This window comes from Flavobacterium sp. (genome assembly GCF_039932285.1).
GTDB lineage: Bacteria > Bacteroidota > Bacteroidia > Flavobacteriales > Flavobacteriaceae > Flavobacterium.
Window position 1 is genome coordinate 1 of the sequence record NZ_JBDTQE010000060.1, and the last position, 16670, is coordinate 16670.

Sequence of the window (16670 nt, forward strand, 5' to 3'; positions counted from 1 at the left end):
ATTTTTCTAATATTATTTCTATTTTATTGAATTCCATAATTATGGGTATTTGTCAGTTTTTCTCTTATTGTTTTTCTTGCTCTAGATAATGCTACTCTAATTGTAGCTTCACTCATGTCTAATATTTTTGCAATTTCTTCGAATTCATATTGTTCTACATCTCGCATTTGTATAATTAGTTTTTGTTGTTCTGGCAAATCATTTATCCATTTTTCGACCCAATGCAAAGAATCGCTATCTTCTACTTTTTGTTGTAAGCTTGCTCCATTTTCAGCATAATTGTTGTGTACAATTTGCAAATTTGAAGCTCTTTTTGATTTTAAAACATCTAAACAATAATTCTTTGTTATGGTCATTGCATAAGCTTCGGTACTTCCAAAATCATTCAAAACATCATTTTTTTTCCAAAGTTTTACAAGAACTTCTTGCGTTGCATCTTCAGCTTCTTCGGTACTTACAAGCAAACGTTTAGCCAACCTGAACATTTTGTCCTTAAATGGTTTTATATGGTTTATAAATTCAATTTGGTTCATAATTGTTGGTTATATAGTCAAGACGAGTCACTATAATTTTTGTTACAAACTTTTTATTTTATTTTTTAAATATCTTTAATAAAAGATTCATATTCCAGATAAAAACGTTCTAATTTGTCCATTTTTTCATTAAAAAAATCAAATATTTTATCCCAATATTGTCTATTACTTACACTAACTTCGAGTTTTTCTACCCAAATACGACTTATCGTTTTTTCGCTTTCGAGCGTATATTTATTTTCGAATACTAAATCTTGAATATATTCTTCTTCCAGAATGTTTTTCAGAGATTCCAGTTTTTCAAAATAGTTTTTCCTTTTTTCTGCGTCCCGCATTTCTATATCAATAAGAACTTGAGCTTTCTTATTATCTACAAAAAACTTAAAAGAAAAATCTTTAATTTTTGTATCATACAAAATCCATTTTCTTGGATATTTCTCTGCAAATGAAATCCAGAATTCTCTTTTTAGTCGTTGTGCTTCTTCTTTGGTATACATACTATATTATGGTATAAGAATTTGGAACTTAAAATATTTAATCTATCTTTATAATTGTGTTGATTTAAAACCAGCAAATTAATTTGTTTTTAAAAACTACGAAATGGATTTTTCAGATTTTTTAAAATATGTGCCAAAAATAGCAAAAGAATCGCTACCAGCGACTACCGCGCATGCAAAAATGATTCCACCAGAAAGAATAGAATTACTAAACAATCAAGATTTTTCGCAAATTACACCCAAGAAAGCTGCTGTTTTAATGCTTTTATATCCAAAAAATAGAGTTACTCATTTGGCATTAATAGTTAGAAATTCTTATCCAGGAATTCATGCATCGCAAATTGCTTTTCCTGGTGGTAAAGTGGAAGATTTCGATTTATCCCTTTCTCACACTGCTCTAAGAGAAACGCATGAAGAAATTGGAGTTGCAGCAAAAAAAGTAACTGTTATTAAAGCTTTTACAGGAGTTTATATTCCGCCGAGTAATTTTCTTGTTTCACCCTTTTTAGGTTTTTGTGAAGAAGAACTTTCGTTTACATTAAGTCCTGATGAAGTCGATGAAGTTATCGAATTGCCTTTGTATCAGTTTCTTGATGATAAAATTGTTATTACCGTAAACATGTCAACTTCCTATGCTTCAAATATTCAAGTTCCTGCTTTCCAGATAAATGAGCATTTAGTTTGGGGAGCTACTGCCATGATGATGAGCGAGTTGAAAGAAATCATAAAAAAAGTCTTATAACTTAATAGTTTTTGTAAATTTGTAGTTCACATTTTTTATAAAATTATGGGATTATTTAAGAGAAATCCTTTTGGACATATACTTTTTCTAAAAAAATGGTTAATCAGGATTTTTGCTGCCATTACACACCGTCGTTACAGAGGTTTTAACGAATTGCAAATAGATGGTTCTGAAATCATAAAAGCTTTACCAGATACAAATGTTTTGTTTATATCTAACCATCAGACTTATTTTGCTGATGTTGTGGCTATGTTTCATGTTTTTAACGCTAGTTTAAGCGGTCGTCAGGACAATATTAAAAACTTAGGTTATATCTGGCAACCCAAATTAAACATTTATTATGTTGCGGCAAAAGAAACTATGCAATCGGGTTTATTGCCTAGAATTTTAGCCTACGCAGGAGCAATTTCGGTAGAAAGAACTTGGCGTGCTGGCGGAAAAGATGTAAATGATAAGGAAAAAAAAGATGTAAATCCTAACGATACCGAAAATATAAAAATCGCTTTGGCAGACGGTTGGGTGATTACTTTTCCACAAGGAACAACTAAATCGTTTAAACCTGTTCGTAAAGGAACAGCTCATATTATAAAACAACACAGACCTATTGTTGTTCCTATTGTTATTGATGGTTTTCGCCGTTCGTTTGATAAAAAAGGATTGCGAATGAAAAAGAAAGGAATCCTTCAAACATTTACCATCAAAGAACCTCTAGATATTGATTACGATAACGATACAATTGAAGAAATTGTTGAAAAAGTAGAATATGCTATCGAGCAACACGCTTCATTCCTGAAAGTAATTCCGTCTGAAATAATCGAGGAGCAAAAAGAATTAGATAAATTACGTCAGTGGCAATACTAATTTTTTTAAAGATCTATTTTTTTTAATTCTTCAAAATTTCTTTTTAGTTTTTTTAATAAAAAACCGTACAAGAGTTTATATACAAACCAAAATACCGTAGTAAGAATCCCAGTAATTATTAGGATTGCTAAAAAAGTAAGAATATAAACACTTATCGAAATATGAGCGATTTTTCCAGTGGCCTGCAATGATGCTTTATCAGCACTAATTTTTAGAACATAGGAGAAAAACGGTATAAACCCAACTGCAAAAGCAATGAGATTAAATAATATATAATTCTGAACTGTTTTTCTCGCTTTTAAAATGTTAATCATTAATTTTTTTGTGCTATCTGTAGTCGAAACTTGTTTATACATCAAATAGAATCTAACGATAAAATAAACAATAACAATATATAATACACTTACAAAAGCTTCGTAATAATTATAAATACCTATATTTTTTAAGAATTTTGTATTTTCAACATCAAATTTTGTAAATGACATAATAATTCCCAAAGCCAACCCAAAACTAAGTTCTAAAACGCTAATTATAAAAATCCATTTCACCACCGAAGAAGAATTTTTATGCAACATTGCATAAATTTCCTGCTCCGAAAACTTAGGATAATTTTCATTTTTATTCCAATCCTTTTTTAATAAATCCAACTCTTTCATATATCTCTTTTCCTTACGGATTAATAATTTTCTTCAATTTTGTTTTAATCCGATTCATTTTGACCCTAGCATTTACTTCGCTAATTCCTAATGTTTCAGATATTTCAGTATAATCTTTATCTTCGAGATACATAAAAACCAATGCTTTCTCAATATCATTCAATTGTTGCACTGCTTTGTATAACAATTTCAAATGTTCCTCTTCTTCATAGTTATACTCCTCTTGTAGTACAAAATGCTTGCCAGTTTCAAATTCAATTGTATTTACAGTCTTAGTGTTTTTTCTATATAAAGTAATTGCAGTGTTTAGCGCCACACGATAAGCCCAAGTAGAGAATTTAGAATCACCACGAAACTTAGGAAAAGCCTTCCATAACTGAATCGTAATTTCTTGAAACAAATCATTATGGGAATCGTCATCCTGAGTATATAACCTACAAATTTTGTGAATTATATTCTGATTTTCTTTTAGTTGCCCAACAAACGACTGCTCTAATGCATTACTCATATTAGGTTAGTAGTATTAATAGTAAGTTTGTTACAAAGTAAATCAATAAAAATTAGGAGCACAACATTCCAGTTTTTTTTCAACATTTTCCCCGCTTTCCATTCCAATATTTTTCTCTTGTTCTCGATACTCCTCGCAAAAAAGTGAGGAACTCGAACTGACGATAAAAATGATTTCCACTACAATCGGGGCTAAAAATCAACATTCCAATTTCTATTATTCAAAATTCGTTATTCAAAATTTGTTATTCAAAAATCCGCGAGAATAAGTTTAATCCGCGTTATCCGCATTCCAAAATTTCAATTCTGTTTCAATCTGCATCAGTTCTAAATTCAAAAGTACATATACTATAAATTCAATAAAAAAATATTGAAAAACGAATAACAAACAACGAATTTTGAAGTTATAAACAATTATCTTTACATTTCAGAAACTTAGCACCTTAAAATGAACATTCCACAATCAAACTTACCTCGCATAGTCATTATAGGTGGCGGATTTGCAGGTATTGCCATAGCAAAAAAACTTAGAAATAAAAACGTTCAGGTCGTGTTATTAGACAAACACAATTACCACACTTTTCAACCATTATTATACCAAGTTGCCACTGGCGGACTCGAAGCAGGATCTATCGCCTACCCTATTCGCAAAGTAATTCAGGAATACAAAGATTTTTATTTCAGACTAACTTCTGTAAAAGAAATTGATACCCAAAACAAAAAAATAATTTCCGAGATAGGTGAATTACATTACGATTATCTGGTCATTGCAACAGGAAGTAAAACCAATTATTTTGGTAACAAAGAAATCGAACGCAATTCTATGGCGATGAAAACCATTCCACAATCTCTCAATATTAGAAGTTTAATTCTCGAAAATTTCGAACAAGCCGTACTCACAAAAGACATAGCAGATAAAAACAGCTTAATCAATTTTGTATTGGTTGGTGCAGGACCAACAGGAGTTGAGCTTGCAGGTGCATTGGCAGAAATGAAAAAAGCCATTCTACAAAAAGATTATCCAGATTTAGATGTTTCTAAAATGGAAATTAATTTAATACAAAGCGGAGACAGAATATTAAACACGATGAGCGAAAAATCATCAATAGCTGCCGAAGAATTTCTATTAAGTTTAGGAGTTAAAATCTGGAAAAACGTTCGAGTAACCAATTATGATGGACGAACCATTTCGACCAATTCTAATCTTACTTTCGAAACTGCTACCGTAATATGGACAGCTGGCGTACAAGGCGCAGCAATTACTGGTCTTGATGCTAAATCTTTAGTAGAAAAAGTTGAACGCATTCGAGTAAACCAATACAATCAAGTTATTGGCTATGATAACATATTTGCGATTGGTGATATTGCATCGATGGAAACCGATAAATATCCTCAAGGACATCCTATGATGGCACAACCAGCCTTGCAACAAGGTAATTTGTTGGGTGAAAACTTAATAAAACTCATTCAAAATAAACCATTAAAACCTTTCGAGTACAACGATAAAGGAAGTATGGCAACTATTGGTCGTAATAAAGCGGTAGTCGATTTGCCTAAATATCATTTTAATGGTATTTTTGCATGGTTTGTTTGGATGTTTGTACATTTATTCTCACTAATAGGTTTTAAGAATAGAGCTGTTGTTTTTTTAAATTGGGTGTATAACTACATTCGTTTTGATAGAGAAGGACGACTAATTATTAGACCTTATAAAAAGAAAAGTTTTACTACTTTCACTAGTGATGAAATTTAATTTTATAGAACAAAAAAATAAATTAATTAAATTCAGACTTTTATACTTTTTCTTAAATATTGGCAATACAATTTTAAATAAAAGACAATTAAATAAATAACAACAATGAAGTTAAGTGTCTGCATGATTACATATAATCACGAACAATATATCACTAAAGCTATCGAAGGCGTTTTAATGCAAGAAACTAATTTCGAATACGAATTAGTAATATCTAACGATAATTCGCCAGACAAAACTGATGCAATTATTCAAGAAATTATTGCCAAACACCCAAAATCTAACATTATTCGCTATATAAAACGAGAAAAAAATCTAGGTATGCTAAACAATTCGCAAGAAACGCTAAAAGCTTGCGAAGGAGAATTTATTGCTATTTGCGAAGGTGATGACTATTGGACAGATGCAACAAAATTACAAAAACAAGTCGATTTCCTTTCTGAAAATAAAGAATATGCTATTAGTTTTCACAAGGTGCAATTACACGAACCCGACGGAAGTATTATTGATGACAACATTACCCACTTACCCAAAGATTATAAAACCATTGAAAATTTAGCACAAAGTGGTAATTTTATGCATACACCATCTATAATGTTTAGAAATGTTACTTTTAATTATCCTATTCAATATGAAATAACTCCTGCAGGCGATTTTTTCAAACAAATGTTAATTGCCGAGCATGGAAAAATTCACTATATTGACGAAGTCATGGCGGTTTATAGAAATGGTGTGGGCGTTTGGTCTACAAAAGACTATCTTCACCGGATAAAAAGTACAGCAATCATGTTTATTGCAATTAGAGATTACTTTTTAGAAAAAAATCATCCTGTAACTTCTATATTAAACGATAGAATTGATGTTTTTTTAAATTTAATTGAAATTGACAAAATCACATCTGTAGATTATAACAAATATAGCAATATATCTAAAATAGAATTATTTAGAGAAAATTTAGTGCTAAAAAACCTTCTAAAAAGAGAGCATGCTATAAATGAAAAATTGAGAAATAAATCGAAAAATTTATTTGTTAGACTATTTAAAAAATAAAAAATGATCAACGTAACACAAACATTTCTTCCATCTCAAGAAGAGTACAACTCCTATCTTAAAAGAGCTTGGGACAAAATTTGGTTAACAAATAGAGGTGAACTCACATTAGAATTAGAAGAAAAGCTAAAAAATTATCTAAAGATAAACAATATAATTATTACCAACAACGGGACAATTCCGTTGCAAATTGCATTAAAATTATTAGGAGAACAAGGAGAAATAATTACAACACCTTTCTCATATGTAGCAACAACTGCCGCAATCGTTTGGGAAAACTGCACACCCATTTTTGTAGACATCGATCCAGAATATTTAACTATTGATGAGACTAAAATAGAAGCAGCTATTACTCCTAAAACAACCGCGATTTTAGCCACACACGTTTTTGGGAACCCATGTCATGTTACTCAAATCGAAAAAATTGCAGCAAAATACAACCTAAAAGTAATATACGATGCAGCACATAGCTTTGGTGTAAATTACGAGAATCAGTCTTTATTTAATTATGGAGATGTAAGTACTTGTAGTTTTCATGCCACCAAAATTTTTCATACTGGTGAAGGAGGAGCTCTATTTTGCAATGATAAAGATTTGCATAAAAAATTATATTACAGTCATAATTTTGGACACAATGGTCCATTGGATTTTTTTGGATTAGGTATTAATGCTAAAATATCTGAACTACAATCAGCTATGGGATTAGCCGTTTTCAATCACATGGAAACAATCCTTTCAGAACGCAAAAAAGTAGTCAACTTTTATAATGAAAACTTAAATTTCGAAAATTTAAAAACCATCAAAATACGAGAAAAAACAGATTGGAATTATAGTTATTATCCTGTCATTTTTGAAAATGAAGATGCACTTTTAGCAGTAATGAAATCATTAAATGAAAAAAATATTTTTCCAAGAAGGTATTTTTACCCATCACTAAATACTATCAACTACGTAGCTAAAACCAAAATGCCAATTTCCGAATCTATTGCATCACGTATTTTGTGCTTACCACTTTATGTAGGTTTACAAACAGTCGACTTAGAAAAAATAACACAAACCATAAATAATACTTTATGTTAGTAATAGGAGCTAAAGATTTTGCAAAAGAATTATTAGTTGTTTTTGACCAATGCAATCTTCTAGATGATTTAGTATTTTATGACAATATTAGTAATGATTTACCAGAAACATTGTACGGATTCAGGATTATAACCAACGATGAAGATGCCGTGGACTATTTAAAACAATCTAGTGGCGAATTTGTAATAGGAATGGGAAATCCCCATAACCGAGAATTTGTGTATGAAAAATTTGTAAAACTAGGCGGAAAACCAGCAAATATAATAAGTCCTTTTGCAAAAGTAGGTCGTTTCGGTATTGAATATGAATCTGGAACAACTATCATGACCGATGCTATTGTGACTGCCGATATCAAAATTGGAAAAGGTACTTTAATAAACAAAACGAGCGTTATAGGCAATGGTGCTGTTATTGGAGATTTTGTCGAAATTTCGCCAGCAGTACAAATTTTGGGCAGTTGTACCATTGGAAACAAAACACATATTTGTGCCAGCGTAACGGTTATTCCAAAAACAAAAATAGGCTCTAATGTTATAGTTGCAGCAGGCGCAGTTGTTACAAAAGATGTGCCTGACAATTGTATGGTTGCTGGGGTTCCAGCTGTTATAAAAAAATACTTTACACTTAAATAATGAATCAAGATATCAACACAGAAATACACAATGCCTACGAAGTTATCAAAGAAGGTGGAATCATTCTTTATCCAACCGATACCGTTTGGGGAATAGGTTGCGATGCTACAAATCCTGATGCTGTCGCAAAAATATACAAACTCAAACAACGAGCTGAAACACAAAGTATGATTTGCCTCATGAATGGCGAAAAAATGATGTACAACGTTTTTAAAGACATTCCAGAAGTCGCTTGGCAAATCATGGATATTTCGGAAAAACCAACTACATTAATTTTAGACAATCCAAGAAATGTAGCGCCAAACTTAATAGCAACCGATAATACTCTAGGAATAAGAATCGTAAAAGAGCCCTTTTGTTTCAAATTACTAGAAAGAATGAAAAAACCTTTGGTTTCAACCTCAGCAAATATTTCGGGACAACCTACACCAATTGCGTTTAAAGATATTAGCCCAGAAATTTTAAAAGGTGTTGACTATGTTGTAAATTTACATCACGATAAAATTGGGGGAAAACCATCAACAATTATAAAGTTGACGAATGATTCTCAAGTAAAAGTAATTCGTAAATAGTTTTTTACAGCAGATTAAATTTAGAATGACAAAAAACACTTCATATAAAAAAGCATTAAATAATAAAATTTTTAAAATCATCTCGCAAGCTTCCCAAGAACTTAACGTAGATAGTTATGTAATTGGCGGTTTTGTTCGTGATTTAATATTAAAACGTGACTTTAAAAAAGACATAGATATTGTTGCAGTAGGCTCAGGAATTGAGTTAGCTCTAAAAGTTTCTGAATTATTGCCAAACAAACCTAAAGTACAAGTTTTTAAAACCTACGGAACGGCAATGCTTCGTTTTGAAGATACCGAAATCGAGTTCGTTGGAGCCAGAAAAGAATCTTATAATCTCGAGAGTCGCAATCCAGTTGTGGAGAACGGAACGCTAGAAGATGACCAAAACCGTCGTGATTTTACAATAAATGCTTTAGCAATTTCCTTAAATACAACAAATTATGGCGAATTATTAGACCCTTTTGATGGTTTGACTGATTTAGAAAATAAAATCATAAAAACGCCTTTAGATCCTGATATTACTTATTCCGATGATCCTTTACGAATGCTTCGTGGTATTCGATTTGCGACCCAATTAGGTTTTACAATTGAAGAAAATTCGTTAAATTCAATTACTAAAAACGCACATCGAATAAATATTATTTCCGGGGAAAGAATTGTCGATGAGTTAAACAAGATTCTATCGTCAGACAAACCTTCAATAGGTTTTTTACTATTATTTAAAACTGGATTATTAGACATCATCCTTCCCGAATTGACCGCTTTAAATCAAGTCGAGGAAATAGAAGGTCATACACACAAAAACAACTTTTATCACACCTTAGAAGTTGTTGATAATATTTGCCCGAATACTGATGATGTTTGGTTGCGTTGGTCTGCATTACTGCATGATATAGGCAAAGCGCCAACAAAACGTTTTAACAAAAAACAAGGTTGGACTTTTCATGGGCATGAGTTTTTAGGCGGAAAAATGGCTAAAAAAATATTTGAACGTTTGCATATGCCGCTAAATCACAAAATGAAATTTGTCCAAAAAATGGTTATGATGAGTTCGCGTCCTATTGTTTTATCGGAAGATATTGTAACCGACTCGGCAGTACGTCGTTTGGTTTTTGATGCTGGTGAAGATGTGGAAAACTTAATGACTTTGTGCGAAGCAGATATTACCACAAAAAACCCAAATAAGTTCAAGAAATACCATAAAAACTTCGAAATTGTACGTCAGAAAATTATTGAAGTCGAAGAACGTGATTCTGTAAGAAACTTTCAACCACCAATTACTGGTGAACAAATTATGGAAATCTTTAATTTGAAGCCTGGACGTGAAATTGGCGTTTTGAAAGAAGCTGTAAAAGAAGCTATTTTAGAAGGTGAAATCCCAAATGAATATAAAGCCGCTTATGAATTTGTTTTAAAAAGAGCTGAAAAATTGGGGTTAAAAAGAGTGGTGAATTAACAACCTTTAAATAATTAGTATATAATTATAATTTGTTTGAAAATAAATAATATCTAAAAACTATAACTTTACGTATTGAAAATTTATAATTAATGAAAAACAATAAATCTGTAATAATCTGGTTGCTTTCGGGTTGCTTTTTAGTATTTATAATGGTTGTTGTGGGCGGAATCACAAGACTAACAAATTCTGGTTTATCTATGACCGATTGGCATCTAGTAACCGACACATTCCCACCGCTTACCGAAGTAAAATGGGAAGAAACTTTCGAAAAATACAAACAATTTCCAGAATACCAAAAAATAAATATTCACAACGATTTTACACTTTCTGATTATAAATTCATCTATTTTTGGGAATGGTTTCATCGATTCATTGGAAGAATAATCGGGTTAGTTTTCATTATTCCTTTTGTTTATTTCTTGGCAAAGAAAAAATTAGATACTGAAACACTTAAAAAATGTGGAATTCTATTAGGAATGGGTGCATTTCAAGGATTTTTAGGATGGTTTATGGTAAAAAGCGGTTTGATTGATGCACCTGACGTAAGCCATTTTCGTCTTTCATTACACTTAACTTTTGCTTTTATTACTTTCGCTTATACACTTTGGGTTGCTCTAGATTTAATTTATCCTGAAAGAAAAACAGTGATTTTTCCTTTACGAAATCTAGCTAGAATTACTTTGGTAGTGATAATTTTACAGATTATTTATGGCGGATTTGTTGCTGGTCTTAATGCTGGATTAATTCACAACCATTGGCCTTTAATGAGTGATGGACAATTTTTTCACGAAAGTATTATTCTAGAAAAAGACTCTTGGTTTACACGATTTACAGAAGGCAAAAGTGGTGTTCAATTTGTGCATAGAACCATTGCATATTTTGTTGTTGGATTGATATTATTTTTAACCTTTAAAAGTAAGAAATATACGATTTCCGAAGAACAAAAAAATGGGTTAAACTTATTAATGATAATTGTTTTTGTGCAATTTACACTTGGTGTTTTAACTTTGTTATACGGCGTTCCACTTTGGTTAGGAGTTACACATCAAGCGATGGCATTTTTATTATTAGCTACAATTACTTATACTTTACATCGATTTAGTAAGTAATATTTAACAAAACCTAAACTATTGTTCATACAATAAATAGTATACAAAAAGATTACTTTTGTTATCTGACTATATTGTCACATCTATTTGTTTTTTATCCTTAAATGTCTAAACTTGCTGCAAAAGATAAATTTTTAGATTTATCAGATTACGGAAGGTTTTTTGGGAAATTTTTAGCCAATTCTCTCAAAAAAACACGCTTTACTCCTATTCATGTTACGTTACTTTTCGGGGTTTCTGGTCTAATAGCTATTTATTGTATTTTACAAAATCATTACTTTTTTGCAGGTTTTTTTATAATCTTAAAATCAGGAATTGATGCTGCAGATGGCGAACTTGCAAGACTAAAAAACACACCCTCTTATTCTGGAAGATATTTAGATAGTGTGTTTGATATTGTTTTAAATTTTATGTTTTTAATGACGATTTGTTATGTATCTAAAATCTCTTTTTGGATGACAATTTTAGCATTTTTTTGCATTCAATTACAAGGAACTTTATACAATTATTATTATGTAATCTTGAGAAACAAATCAGTTGGTGGTGATATAACAAGTAAAATTTTCGAATATAAATCACCTCGTGCTTTGCCTGGAGAAAGCCAAAAACTTGTGGACATTTTATTTAGAATTTACACTTTAGTTTATGGTATTTTCGATAAGATAATTCACTTTTTAGATAGCACTGCTTATAAAGTAAAAACATTCCCAAACTGGTTTATGACTTTACTTTCTATTTATGGTTTAGGATTTCAATTACTAATAATTGCTGTAATGCTTCCAATGCATTTGATTGAATATATTATTCCTTTTTTCATTATTTATACATTACCACTCTTTTTAATTATTGGTATTCGAAAAATACTTTTTAAGGTTTAAATTAACCAATCCATATTTTAAATTCTTGTACTTTTTCTCGAGAAACTATGACTTCATCGTCTTTGTAAGTAGGCAAAATAATTTTTAATCGTGAGTTAGAATACAACAAAATCTCTTTAATCGATTTTAACGGAACAATAAACTTTCTACTTACTCTAAAGAAATTTTTTGAATCTAATTCTTGTTCTAAAACTTCAAGTGTTGAGTCTATGAGATAATCTCTGTTGTCGAAAGTGTGAATATAAGTTCCTTTATTTTCACTATAAAAACATTCAATTTCTTCTATCAGAATAACTTTTAGTTGCTGTCCAATCTTGACAGTAAATCGAGTTTTATAGTTTTTATCAAATGGATTTTGGAACATTTTTTTTATCTGTTCAAAATCTAATTGCAAACTTGTTTCTGGTTTGGGCAAATTAGCTTTAAATTTTGTAACGGCTATTTCTAGCTCATCCTCATCAATAGGTTTTAAGAGATAATCTATCGAATTCAATTTGAAAGCCTTCAATGCGTATTCGTCGTAAGCCGTTGTGAAAATTATTGCCGATTTTATTGCTACTTTTTCAAAAATCTCAAACGATAATCCATCAGACAATTGAATATCTAGAAATATCAAATCCGGATGCTCATTATTAGAAAACCAAGCTATCGATTCTTCTACAGAATGTAACATGTTATCTACTTTTATATTGAGTTTTTCGAGCTTACGCTGCAACAATCTTGCTGCTGGTTTCTCGTCTTCGATTATTATTGTTAGCATCTTTCTGTATTTATTTTAGAGAGAATCTGTCTAAAAAAACATTATTCCCATTTCTCTTTATTCTCTTTTTCTATTAATTCTTGAATTTTTCTTTCTTCCCAATTATCTCCAAAAAATATATTTCTCCCAAAAATAGACATTCCGTGTGCTAATAATCCTATTCCCCAGAAAAAGGCTGTTGAAAATGTTTCCCAACTCCAAAAAATTTCATTTTCTGAACGGTGATTTCCAAAATAATTACCACAAATTATGGACGCATTTACAAGTAAATAAACCAAAAAATGCACATAAAACCCTTTTATTCTTTTTACCCTTTTAAAAGCTTGTTCATATTTAACTTCTTCTTCGTTTGATGGAACAAAATTTTTAAAATCTCTTCGTTCCCTTCTGCTTTCTATACTCATTTTATTTGAATTTATTATTTTTAAAATTTTCTTGATCCATAAATTGCTTAATTTTACGTTCTTCCCAATCTTTATTTAAAAATGGTGTGATATTAAAGACTTTTAAACCATGAAAAATTAGTCCAATTCCCCAACCAAAAGTAGTCCAAAAAAACCATAACTGTTCTGGAGAATATTTCAAATTAATAAAGATAATGATGAAATTAAAAATTATATAAAAAATTAAATGACCATAAAATCCTTTTATCTCTTCAACCTGTTTTTTTGCTTTTAGGTATTTTTCGTAATCATTATTATTAGTTTCCATATTATTGCCAATTAGTAGTTTTATTGTTTTTGTTTAAAATTTCCTTAATTTTTCTTTCTTCCCATTTGCTGCTATATCCAAAAACTTTGAAGGCATGCATTGTTAAACCAAAACCCCAACCCGCAGCCGAGAACCAAAACCATTGAAATTCTGGGGAATATCGTAAATTAACAAATACTAAAATGGGAATAACACAACAGTAAGAAATTAAGTTTCCATAAAATCCCTTAAGCTCTTCTACTCGTTTTTTGGCTCTGTAATAAGCATTGTTTTCTGTATAATTTGCAGTTGTTTCCATAACCGATACTTGTTTTGTTAAAATTGGTATTTTGACACTAAATGTCTTTTCGTTTTGTTCTATTAGAACTTTTCTTTTAGAAATAATTCCATAACGATTTATAATATTTTGTAAACCAACACCTTGCCTGTCTTGCAAAACTTCTTTCTTCTGAAAATTATTTTGAATAACTAAATAATCTTTATCAATAAAAATCTTAATATGTAATGGTTTTTGCTCTGATACAACATTGTGTTTTACCGTATTTTCTAATAAAAGTTGTAATGATAACGGAACTACTTTTGCTTCTGAATTAATATTTTCTGTGGGCAATTCATATGTTAAACTATTCTCAAAACGCATTTTAAGCAAGTTCATATACGTTTTAGCAAACGATAATTCTTCTTCGACAGAAACTAAATCTTTGTCTTTTTGTTCGAGAACATAACGATAAACTTTAGATAATGAAGTTGTAAATCGTTGTGCATTATCTGGATTTTCTTCTATCAAAGAGCTTAAAACATTTAGACTATTAAACAAAAAATGAGGATCTATTTGATTTTTTAAACTTTCAAATTTTGCATTTGCTGTTCCTGCAATTACTTTTTGTTCTTTAACCCTATTTTCTTGATAGGATTTATAAAAATAAAATGCATGTATTCCTAAAATTATAATAAAAGTAATTAAGGTTGAAATAAAATAATTTTTGATTTTTTGATTTTTTAAAAACTCTAAAAAATTCTGACCATTTACAATTACTTCTTCAAAAAAATGCAAAAGAAAAATAATAATTAAAGAAATTAAAATCGAACCTAAAAAACCAACTATAATGCCTTTTGTTGTAAATCTATTTTTATTAAAAAATTGATTTAAATATTCAAAAAAATAAGAATTTGATATCCCTAAAGTAAAAGTATATAAAACAGAATATCCAAATATTAAGAATAATTGTGAATTAAATTGAATTTTATAACCAAATATAACATTTACAATCAAAATAATAGCAAATGCAATTATTGATAATGAAATATAAAAGATTACATTTTTTAAAAATTTATTCATAACTTTTTTATTTATTCTGTTTTATTTGAATTACTTATTACTTACAGTTTTTTAATGCTTCTGTAGCTCTGTCTAATCCCCATTTTGGAGAAAAAGGTGTTTCAGGTTTAAATTTACCAAATAACTCGATCGATTTTTCTACTTGTCCACACAATTGTTTTACATCGGCACCAGTCCATTTTGCACCTCCAATTCCGAATTCGGCTTTACAAAAAACAACTCTAGGATTTTCAGGAGCTATTAAACTTGCTTGCATATAAATTTGACTAATTTTTGGAGAAAGCGTCATTCCGTAAGTCATTGGATTAGACGCTAATAGAGCCGTATTTGCCATGGCTTGAACTACTAAAAGCTCAGCATTATTTGGGTTTTTGGCCAACTCTGTATCCAAAGCGGCATTGGCTTTGTCTAATAAAATAGTTACTTTCTCTTTGTTTGCTGGATTAAATGCTTCAGTTGTATTTATTAAGGCTACATAATAATTAGGTAACCAACTTGTTTTTTCTGCCGATGCAATTCGCTCGAACATGTCAGATGCTTCAGTATTTTTTCCTTCTTTCCATAACCCGAATGCTTTTCCCATTCCTTGTTCAAATTGTGTTTGTGCACTTACTAAAGTAGTTACAAATAATGCAATTGCGATGATAATTTTTGTCATAATTTCTAAGTTTTTAATTGTTTAAATTTGTTTTTGTTTTTAATTCTGATGTAAATTTATGTTGATTATTATAGTTTTAAAATTGATTGTGACTGAACTGTCATTTTTTGATGACGAATTGTAAAATTCTAGTTCTTTTACAAATCCTTCAACTGATTGTCTTTTTTATTTTGGCTAATAGTCCAAAAGAAACCTACAAAAAAGAATCTATCCGCAGTTGGTGTAATCTCTTTTCTATCGAAAGTACCCAAACTATTTGGTGTGTTTTTATAATCATATCCATAAACATTTTTAGTACCTAACAGATTCGAAACGGAGAAATATAATATCTTTTGCGTGGTTAGTAAATAAGCCCAATTAAAACTTAAACTATTATAAGATTTTGTTTTTCCGTTCATGAACTGAGTTTCATTTGGATTATTATATGGTCGCCCAGAGCTAAATGAGTTTGTAAACCCAATTTGTGATTTCCAATCTTCTATCCAGTATTTTGTAACCAATGACAAAGTATGATCGGCAACAAAACTCGGCGTAACACTTGTTGAGAAGTTTTTGTAATCTCGTTTTGTATCTATATAAGAATAGGAAGCCCAATATTCTAAGTTTTTTATCGATTTCCCATCTCTCCAAAACAAATCTAATCCTTTTGCATAACCTGAGCCATTATTATTAAAAACCGAATTATACTGAGCTGTTGGCGTGTCGTATTTTACTAAATTACTGTAATCTTTGTAGTAAGTTTCCGCTCTAAAAGTTTTCCCATTATTGTTATATTGAAAATTAAGAATATAATGTGATGCTTTTTCACTTTCAAACAAATTGTTTTTAGAAAACTTAATATACTGTGCATTTGGCGTTTGTGTAAAATCG

General features: G+C 30.1%; 20 protein-coding genes. 10 read left to right on the top strand and 10 right to left on the bottom strand.

The features are described 5' to 3' along the window. Positions 1–23 precede the first annotated feature (23 nt). Both ABI549_RS10560 and ABI549_RS10565 read right to left on the bottom strand, forming a co-directional pair. Complete coding sequence (locus ABI549_RS10560) at positions 24–533, bottom strand: sigma-70 family RNA polymerase sigma factor (RefSeq protein WP_348076418.1); 510 nt, start codon at positions 531–533, stop codon at positions 24–26. A gap of 65 nt (positions 534–598) precedes the next feature. Next, positions 599–1030 carry a DUF4268 domain-containing protein gene (locus ABI549_RS10565; RefSeq protein WP_348076419.1) on the bottom strand — a complete coding sequence of 144 codons (432 nt, stop codon included), beginning with the start codon at positions 1028–1030 and terminating at the stop codon, positions 599–601. Positions 1031–1133: 103 nt separating this feature from the next. Between ABI549_RS10565 and ABI549_RS10570 the strand changes: the two genes are divergently transcribed. After that, positions 1134–1772 carry a CoA pyrophosphatase gene (locus ABI549_RS10570; protein ID WP_348076420.1) on the top strand — a complete coding sequence of 213 codons (639 nt, stop codon included), beginning with the start codon at positions 1134–1136 and terminating at the stop codon, positions 1770–1772. A 45-nt stretch (positions 1773–1817) separates the two neighbouring features. Continuing rightward, entirely contained in the window at positions 1818–2633 is an 816-nt protein-coding gene (locus ABI549_RS10575; RefSeq protein ID WP_348076421.1) for a lysophospholipid acyltransferase family protein, read from the top strand. A gap of 5 nt (positions 2634–2638) precedes the next feature. Here the strand turns inward: ABI549_RS10575 and ABI549_RS10580 are convergent, their stop codons facing one another. Further along, the gene (locus ABI549_RS10580) at positions 2639–3289 is read right to left on the bottom strand and encodes a hypothetical protein (RefSeq protein WP_348076422.1); all 651 of its coding nucleotides are present in this window, start codon (positions 3287–3289) and stop codon (positions 2639–2641) included. Positions 3290–3302: 13 nt separating this feature from the next. After that, a complete protein-coding gene (locus ABI549_RS10585; protein ID WP_348076423.1) occupies positions 3303–3797 on the bottom strand; it encodes a sigma-70 family RNA polymerase sigma factor in 495 nt (164 codons plus the stop codon). A gap of 447 nt (positions 3798–4244) precedes the next feature. Here ABI549_RS10585 and ABI549_RS10590 point away from each other — a divergent pair, with 447 nt between their 5' ends. The 8 genes from ABI549_RS10590 (at position 4245) to ABI549_RS10625 (ending at position 12332) form a co-directional block, all read left to right on the top strand. Beyond that, positions 4245–5549, top strand: coding sequence for an NAD(P)/FAD-dependent oxidoreductase (locus tag ABI549_RS10590; RefSeq protein ID WP_348076424.1), 1305 nt, complete (start codon positions 4245–4247; stop codon positions 5547–5549). 105 nt (positions 5550–5654) lie between these two features. Beyond that, on the top strand, positions 5655–6599 hold the full coding sequence (locus ABI549_RS10595) for a glycosyltransferase (protein WP_348076425.1): 945 nt from the start codon (positions 5655–5657) through the stop codon (positions 6597–6599). Between the two features lie 3 nt (positions 6600–6602). Further along, the gene (locus ABI549_RS10600; protein ID WP_348076426.1) at positions 6603–7679 is read left to right on the top strand and encodes a DegT/DnrJ/EryC1/StrS family aminotransferase; all 1077 of its coding nucleotides are present in this window, start codon (positions 6603–6605) and stop codon (positions 7677–7679) included. Continuing rightward, on the top strand, positions 7673–8311 hold the full coding sequence (locus tag ABI549_RS10605; protein WP_348076427.1) for an acetyltransferase: 639 nt from the start codon (positions 7673–7675) through the stop codon (positions 8309–8311). The genes ABI549_RS10600 and ABI549_RS10605 overlap by 7 nt, the downstream gene beginning before the upstream one ends. Further along, a complete protein-coding gene (locus ABI549_RS10610; RefSeq protein WP_348076428.1) occupies positions 8311–8883 on the top strand; it encodes an L-threonylcarbamoyladenylate synthase in 573 nt (190 codons plus the stop codon). The genes ABI549_RS10605 and ABI549_RS10610 overlap by 1 nt, the downstream gene beginning before the upstream one ends. A 25-nt stretch (positions 8884–8908) precedes the next feature. Beyond that, positions 8909–10342 carry an HD domain-containing protein gene (locus ABI549_RS10615; protein WP_348076429.1) on the top strand — a complete coding sequence of 478 codons (1434 nt, stop codon included), beginning with the start codon at positions 8909–8911 and terminating at the stop codon, positions 10340–10342. A gap of 92 nt (positions 10343–10434) precedes the next feature. After that, positions 10435–11454 (top strand): COX15/CtaA family protein, encoded by a 1020-nt coding sequence (locus tag ABI549_RS10620; protein WP_348076430.1) that lies wholly within the window; start codon positions 10435–10437, stop codon positions 11452–11454. Between the two features lie 104 nt (positions 11455–11558). Beyond that, a complete protein-coding gene (locus ABI549_RS10625; RefSeq protein WP_348076431.1) occupies positions 11559–12332 on the top strand; it encodes a CDP-alcohol phosphatidyltransferase family protein in 774 nt (257 codons plus the stop codon). A gap of 1 nt (position 12333) precedes the next feature. Here ABI549_RS10625 and ABI549_RS10630 read toward each other — a convergent pair whose 3' ends face one another. From ABI549_RS10630 to ABI549_RS10655, 6 genes are all read right to left on the bottom strand, one after another. Continuing rightward, positions 12334–13092, bottom strand: a complete 759-nt coding sequence (locus ABI549_RS10630; protein ID WP_348076432.1) for a LytTR family DNA-binding domain-containing protein — start codon at positions 13090–13092, stop codon at positions 12334–12336. Between the two features lie 41 nt (positions 13093–13133). Continuing rightward, the gene (locus ABI549_RS10635) at positions 13134–13496 is read right to left on the bottom strand and encodes a 2TM domain-containing protein (protein WP_348076433.1); all 363 of its coding nucleotides are present in this window, start codon (positions 13494–13496) and stop codon (positions 13134–13136) included. A gap of 1 nt (position 13497) precedes the next feature. Next, on the bottom strand, positions 13498–13803 hold the full coding sequence (locus tag ABI549_RS10640; protein WP_348076434.1) for a 2TM domain-containing protein: 306 nt from the start codon (positions 13801–13803) through the stop codon (positions 13498–13500). 1 nt (position 13804) lies between these two features. Then, entirely contained in the window at positions 13805–15142 is a 1338-nt protein-coding gene (locus ABI549_RS10645; protein WP_348076435.1) for a histidine kinase, read from the bottom strand. 37 nt (positions 15143–15179) lie between these two features. After that, on the bottom strand, positions 15180–15800 hold the full coding sequence (locus tag ABI549_RS10650; protein WP_348076436.1) for a hypothetical protein: 621 nt from the start codon (positions 15798–15800) through the stop codon (positions 15180–15182). 137 nt (positions 15801–15937) lie between these two features. Next, a partial coding sequence (locus ABI549_RS10655) for a TonB-dependent receptor (protein WP_348076437.1) occupies positions 15938–16670 on the bottom strand: 733 nt, incomplete at its 5' end.

What these genes read in the sequence shown, in the direction of transcription:
- ABI549_RS10595 (WP_348076425.1), top strand. Translation starts at nt 5,655, where the DNA reads ATGAAGTTAAGTGTCTGCATGATTACATATAATCACGAACAATATATC.
- ABI549_RS10605 (WP_348076427.1), top strand. Translation starts at nt 7,673, where the DNA reads ATGTTAGTAATAGGAGCTAAAGATTTTGCAAAAGAATTATTAGTTGTT.
- ABI549_RS10580 (WP_348076422.1), bottom strand. Translation starts at nt 3,289, where the DNA reads ATGAAAGAGTTGGATTTATTAAAAAAGGATTGGAATAAAAATGAAAAT.
- ABI549_RS10645 (WP_348076435.1), bottom strand. Translation starts at nt 15,142, where the DNA reads ATGAATAAATTTTTAAAAAATGTAATCTTTTATATTTCATTATCAATA.
- ABI549_RS10630 (WP_348076432.1), bottom strand. Translation starts at nt 13,092, where the DNA reads ATGCTAACAATAATAATCGAAGACGAGAAACCAGCAGCAAGATTGTTG.
- ABI549_RS10560 (WP_348076418.1), bottom strand. Translation starts at nt 533, where the DNA reads ATGAACCAAATTGAATTTATAAACCATATAAAACCATTTAAGGACAAA.
- ABI549_RS10600 (WP_348076426.1), top strand. Translation starts at nt 6,603, where the DNA reads ATGATCAACGTAACACAAACATTTCTTCCATCTCAAGAAGAGTACAAC.
- ABI549_RS10640 (WP_348076434.1), bottom strand. Translation starts at nt 13,803, where the DNA reads ATGGAAACTAATAATAATGATTACGAAAAATACCTAAAAGCAAAAAAA.
- ABI549_RS10570 (WP_348076420.1), top strand. Translation starts at nt 1,134, where the DNA reads ATGGATTTTTCAGATTTTTTAAAATATGTGCCAAAAATAGCAAAAGAA.
- ABI549_RS10590 (WP_348076424.1), top strand. Translation starts at nt 4,245, where the DNA reads ATGAACATTCCACAATCAAACTTACCTCGCATAGTCATTATAGGTGGC.
- ABI549_RS10565 (WP_348076419.1), bottom strand. Translation starts at nt 1,030, where the DNA reads ATGTATACCAAAGAAGAAGCACAACGACTAAAAAGAGAATTCTGGATT.
- ABI549_RS10625 (WP_348076431.1), top strand. Translation starts at nt 11,559, where the DNA reads ATGTCTAAACTTGCTGCAAAAGATAAATTTTTAGATTTATCAGATTAC.
- ABI549_RS10615 (WP_348076429.1), top strand. Translation starts at nt 8,909, where the DNA reads ATGACAAAAAACACTTCATATAAAAAAGCATTAAATAATAAAATTTTT.
- ABI549_RS10575 (WP_348076421.1), top strand. Translation starts at nt 1,818, where the DNA reads ATGGGATTATTTAAGAGAAATCCTTTTGGACATATACTTTTTCTAAAA.
- ABI549_RS10635 (WP_348076433.1), bottom strand. Translation starts at nt 13,496, where the DNA reads ATGAGTATAGAAAGCAGAAGGGAACGAAGAGATTTTAAAAATTTTGTT.
- ABI549_RS10620 (WP_348076430.1), top strand. Translation starts at nt 10,435, where the DNA reads ATGAAAAACAATAAATCTGTAATAATCTGGTTGCTTTCGGGTTGCTTT.
- ABI549_RS10650 (WP_348076436.1), bottom strand. Translation starts at nt 15,800, where the DNA reads ATGACAAAAATTATCATCGCAATTGCATTATTTGTAACTACTTTAGTA.
- ABI549_RS10610 (WP_348076428.1), top strand. Translation starts at nt 8,311, where the DNA reads ATGAATCAAGATATCAACACAGAAATACACAATGCCTACGAAGTTATC.
- ABI549_RS10585 (WP_348076423.1), bottom strand. Translation starts at nt 3,797, where the DNA reads ATGAGTAATGCATTAGAGCAGTCGTTTGTTGGGCAACTAAAAGAAAAT.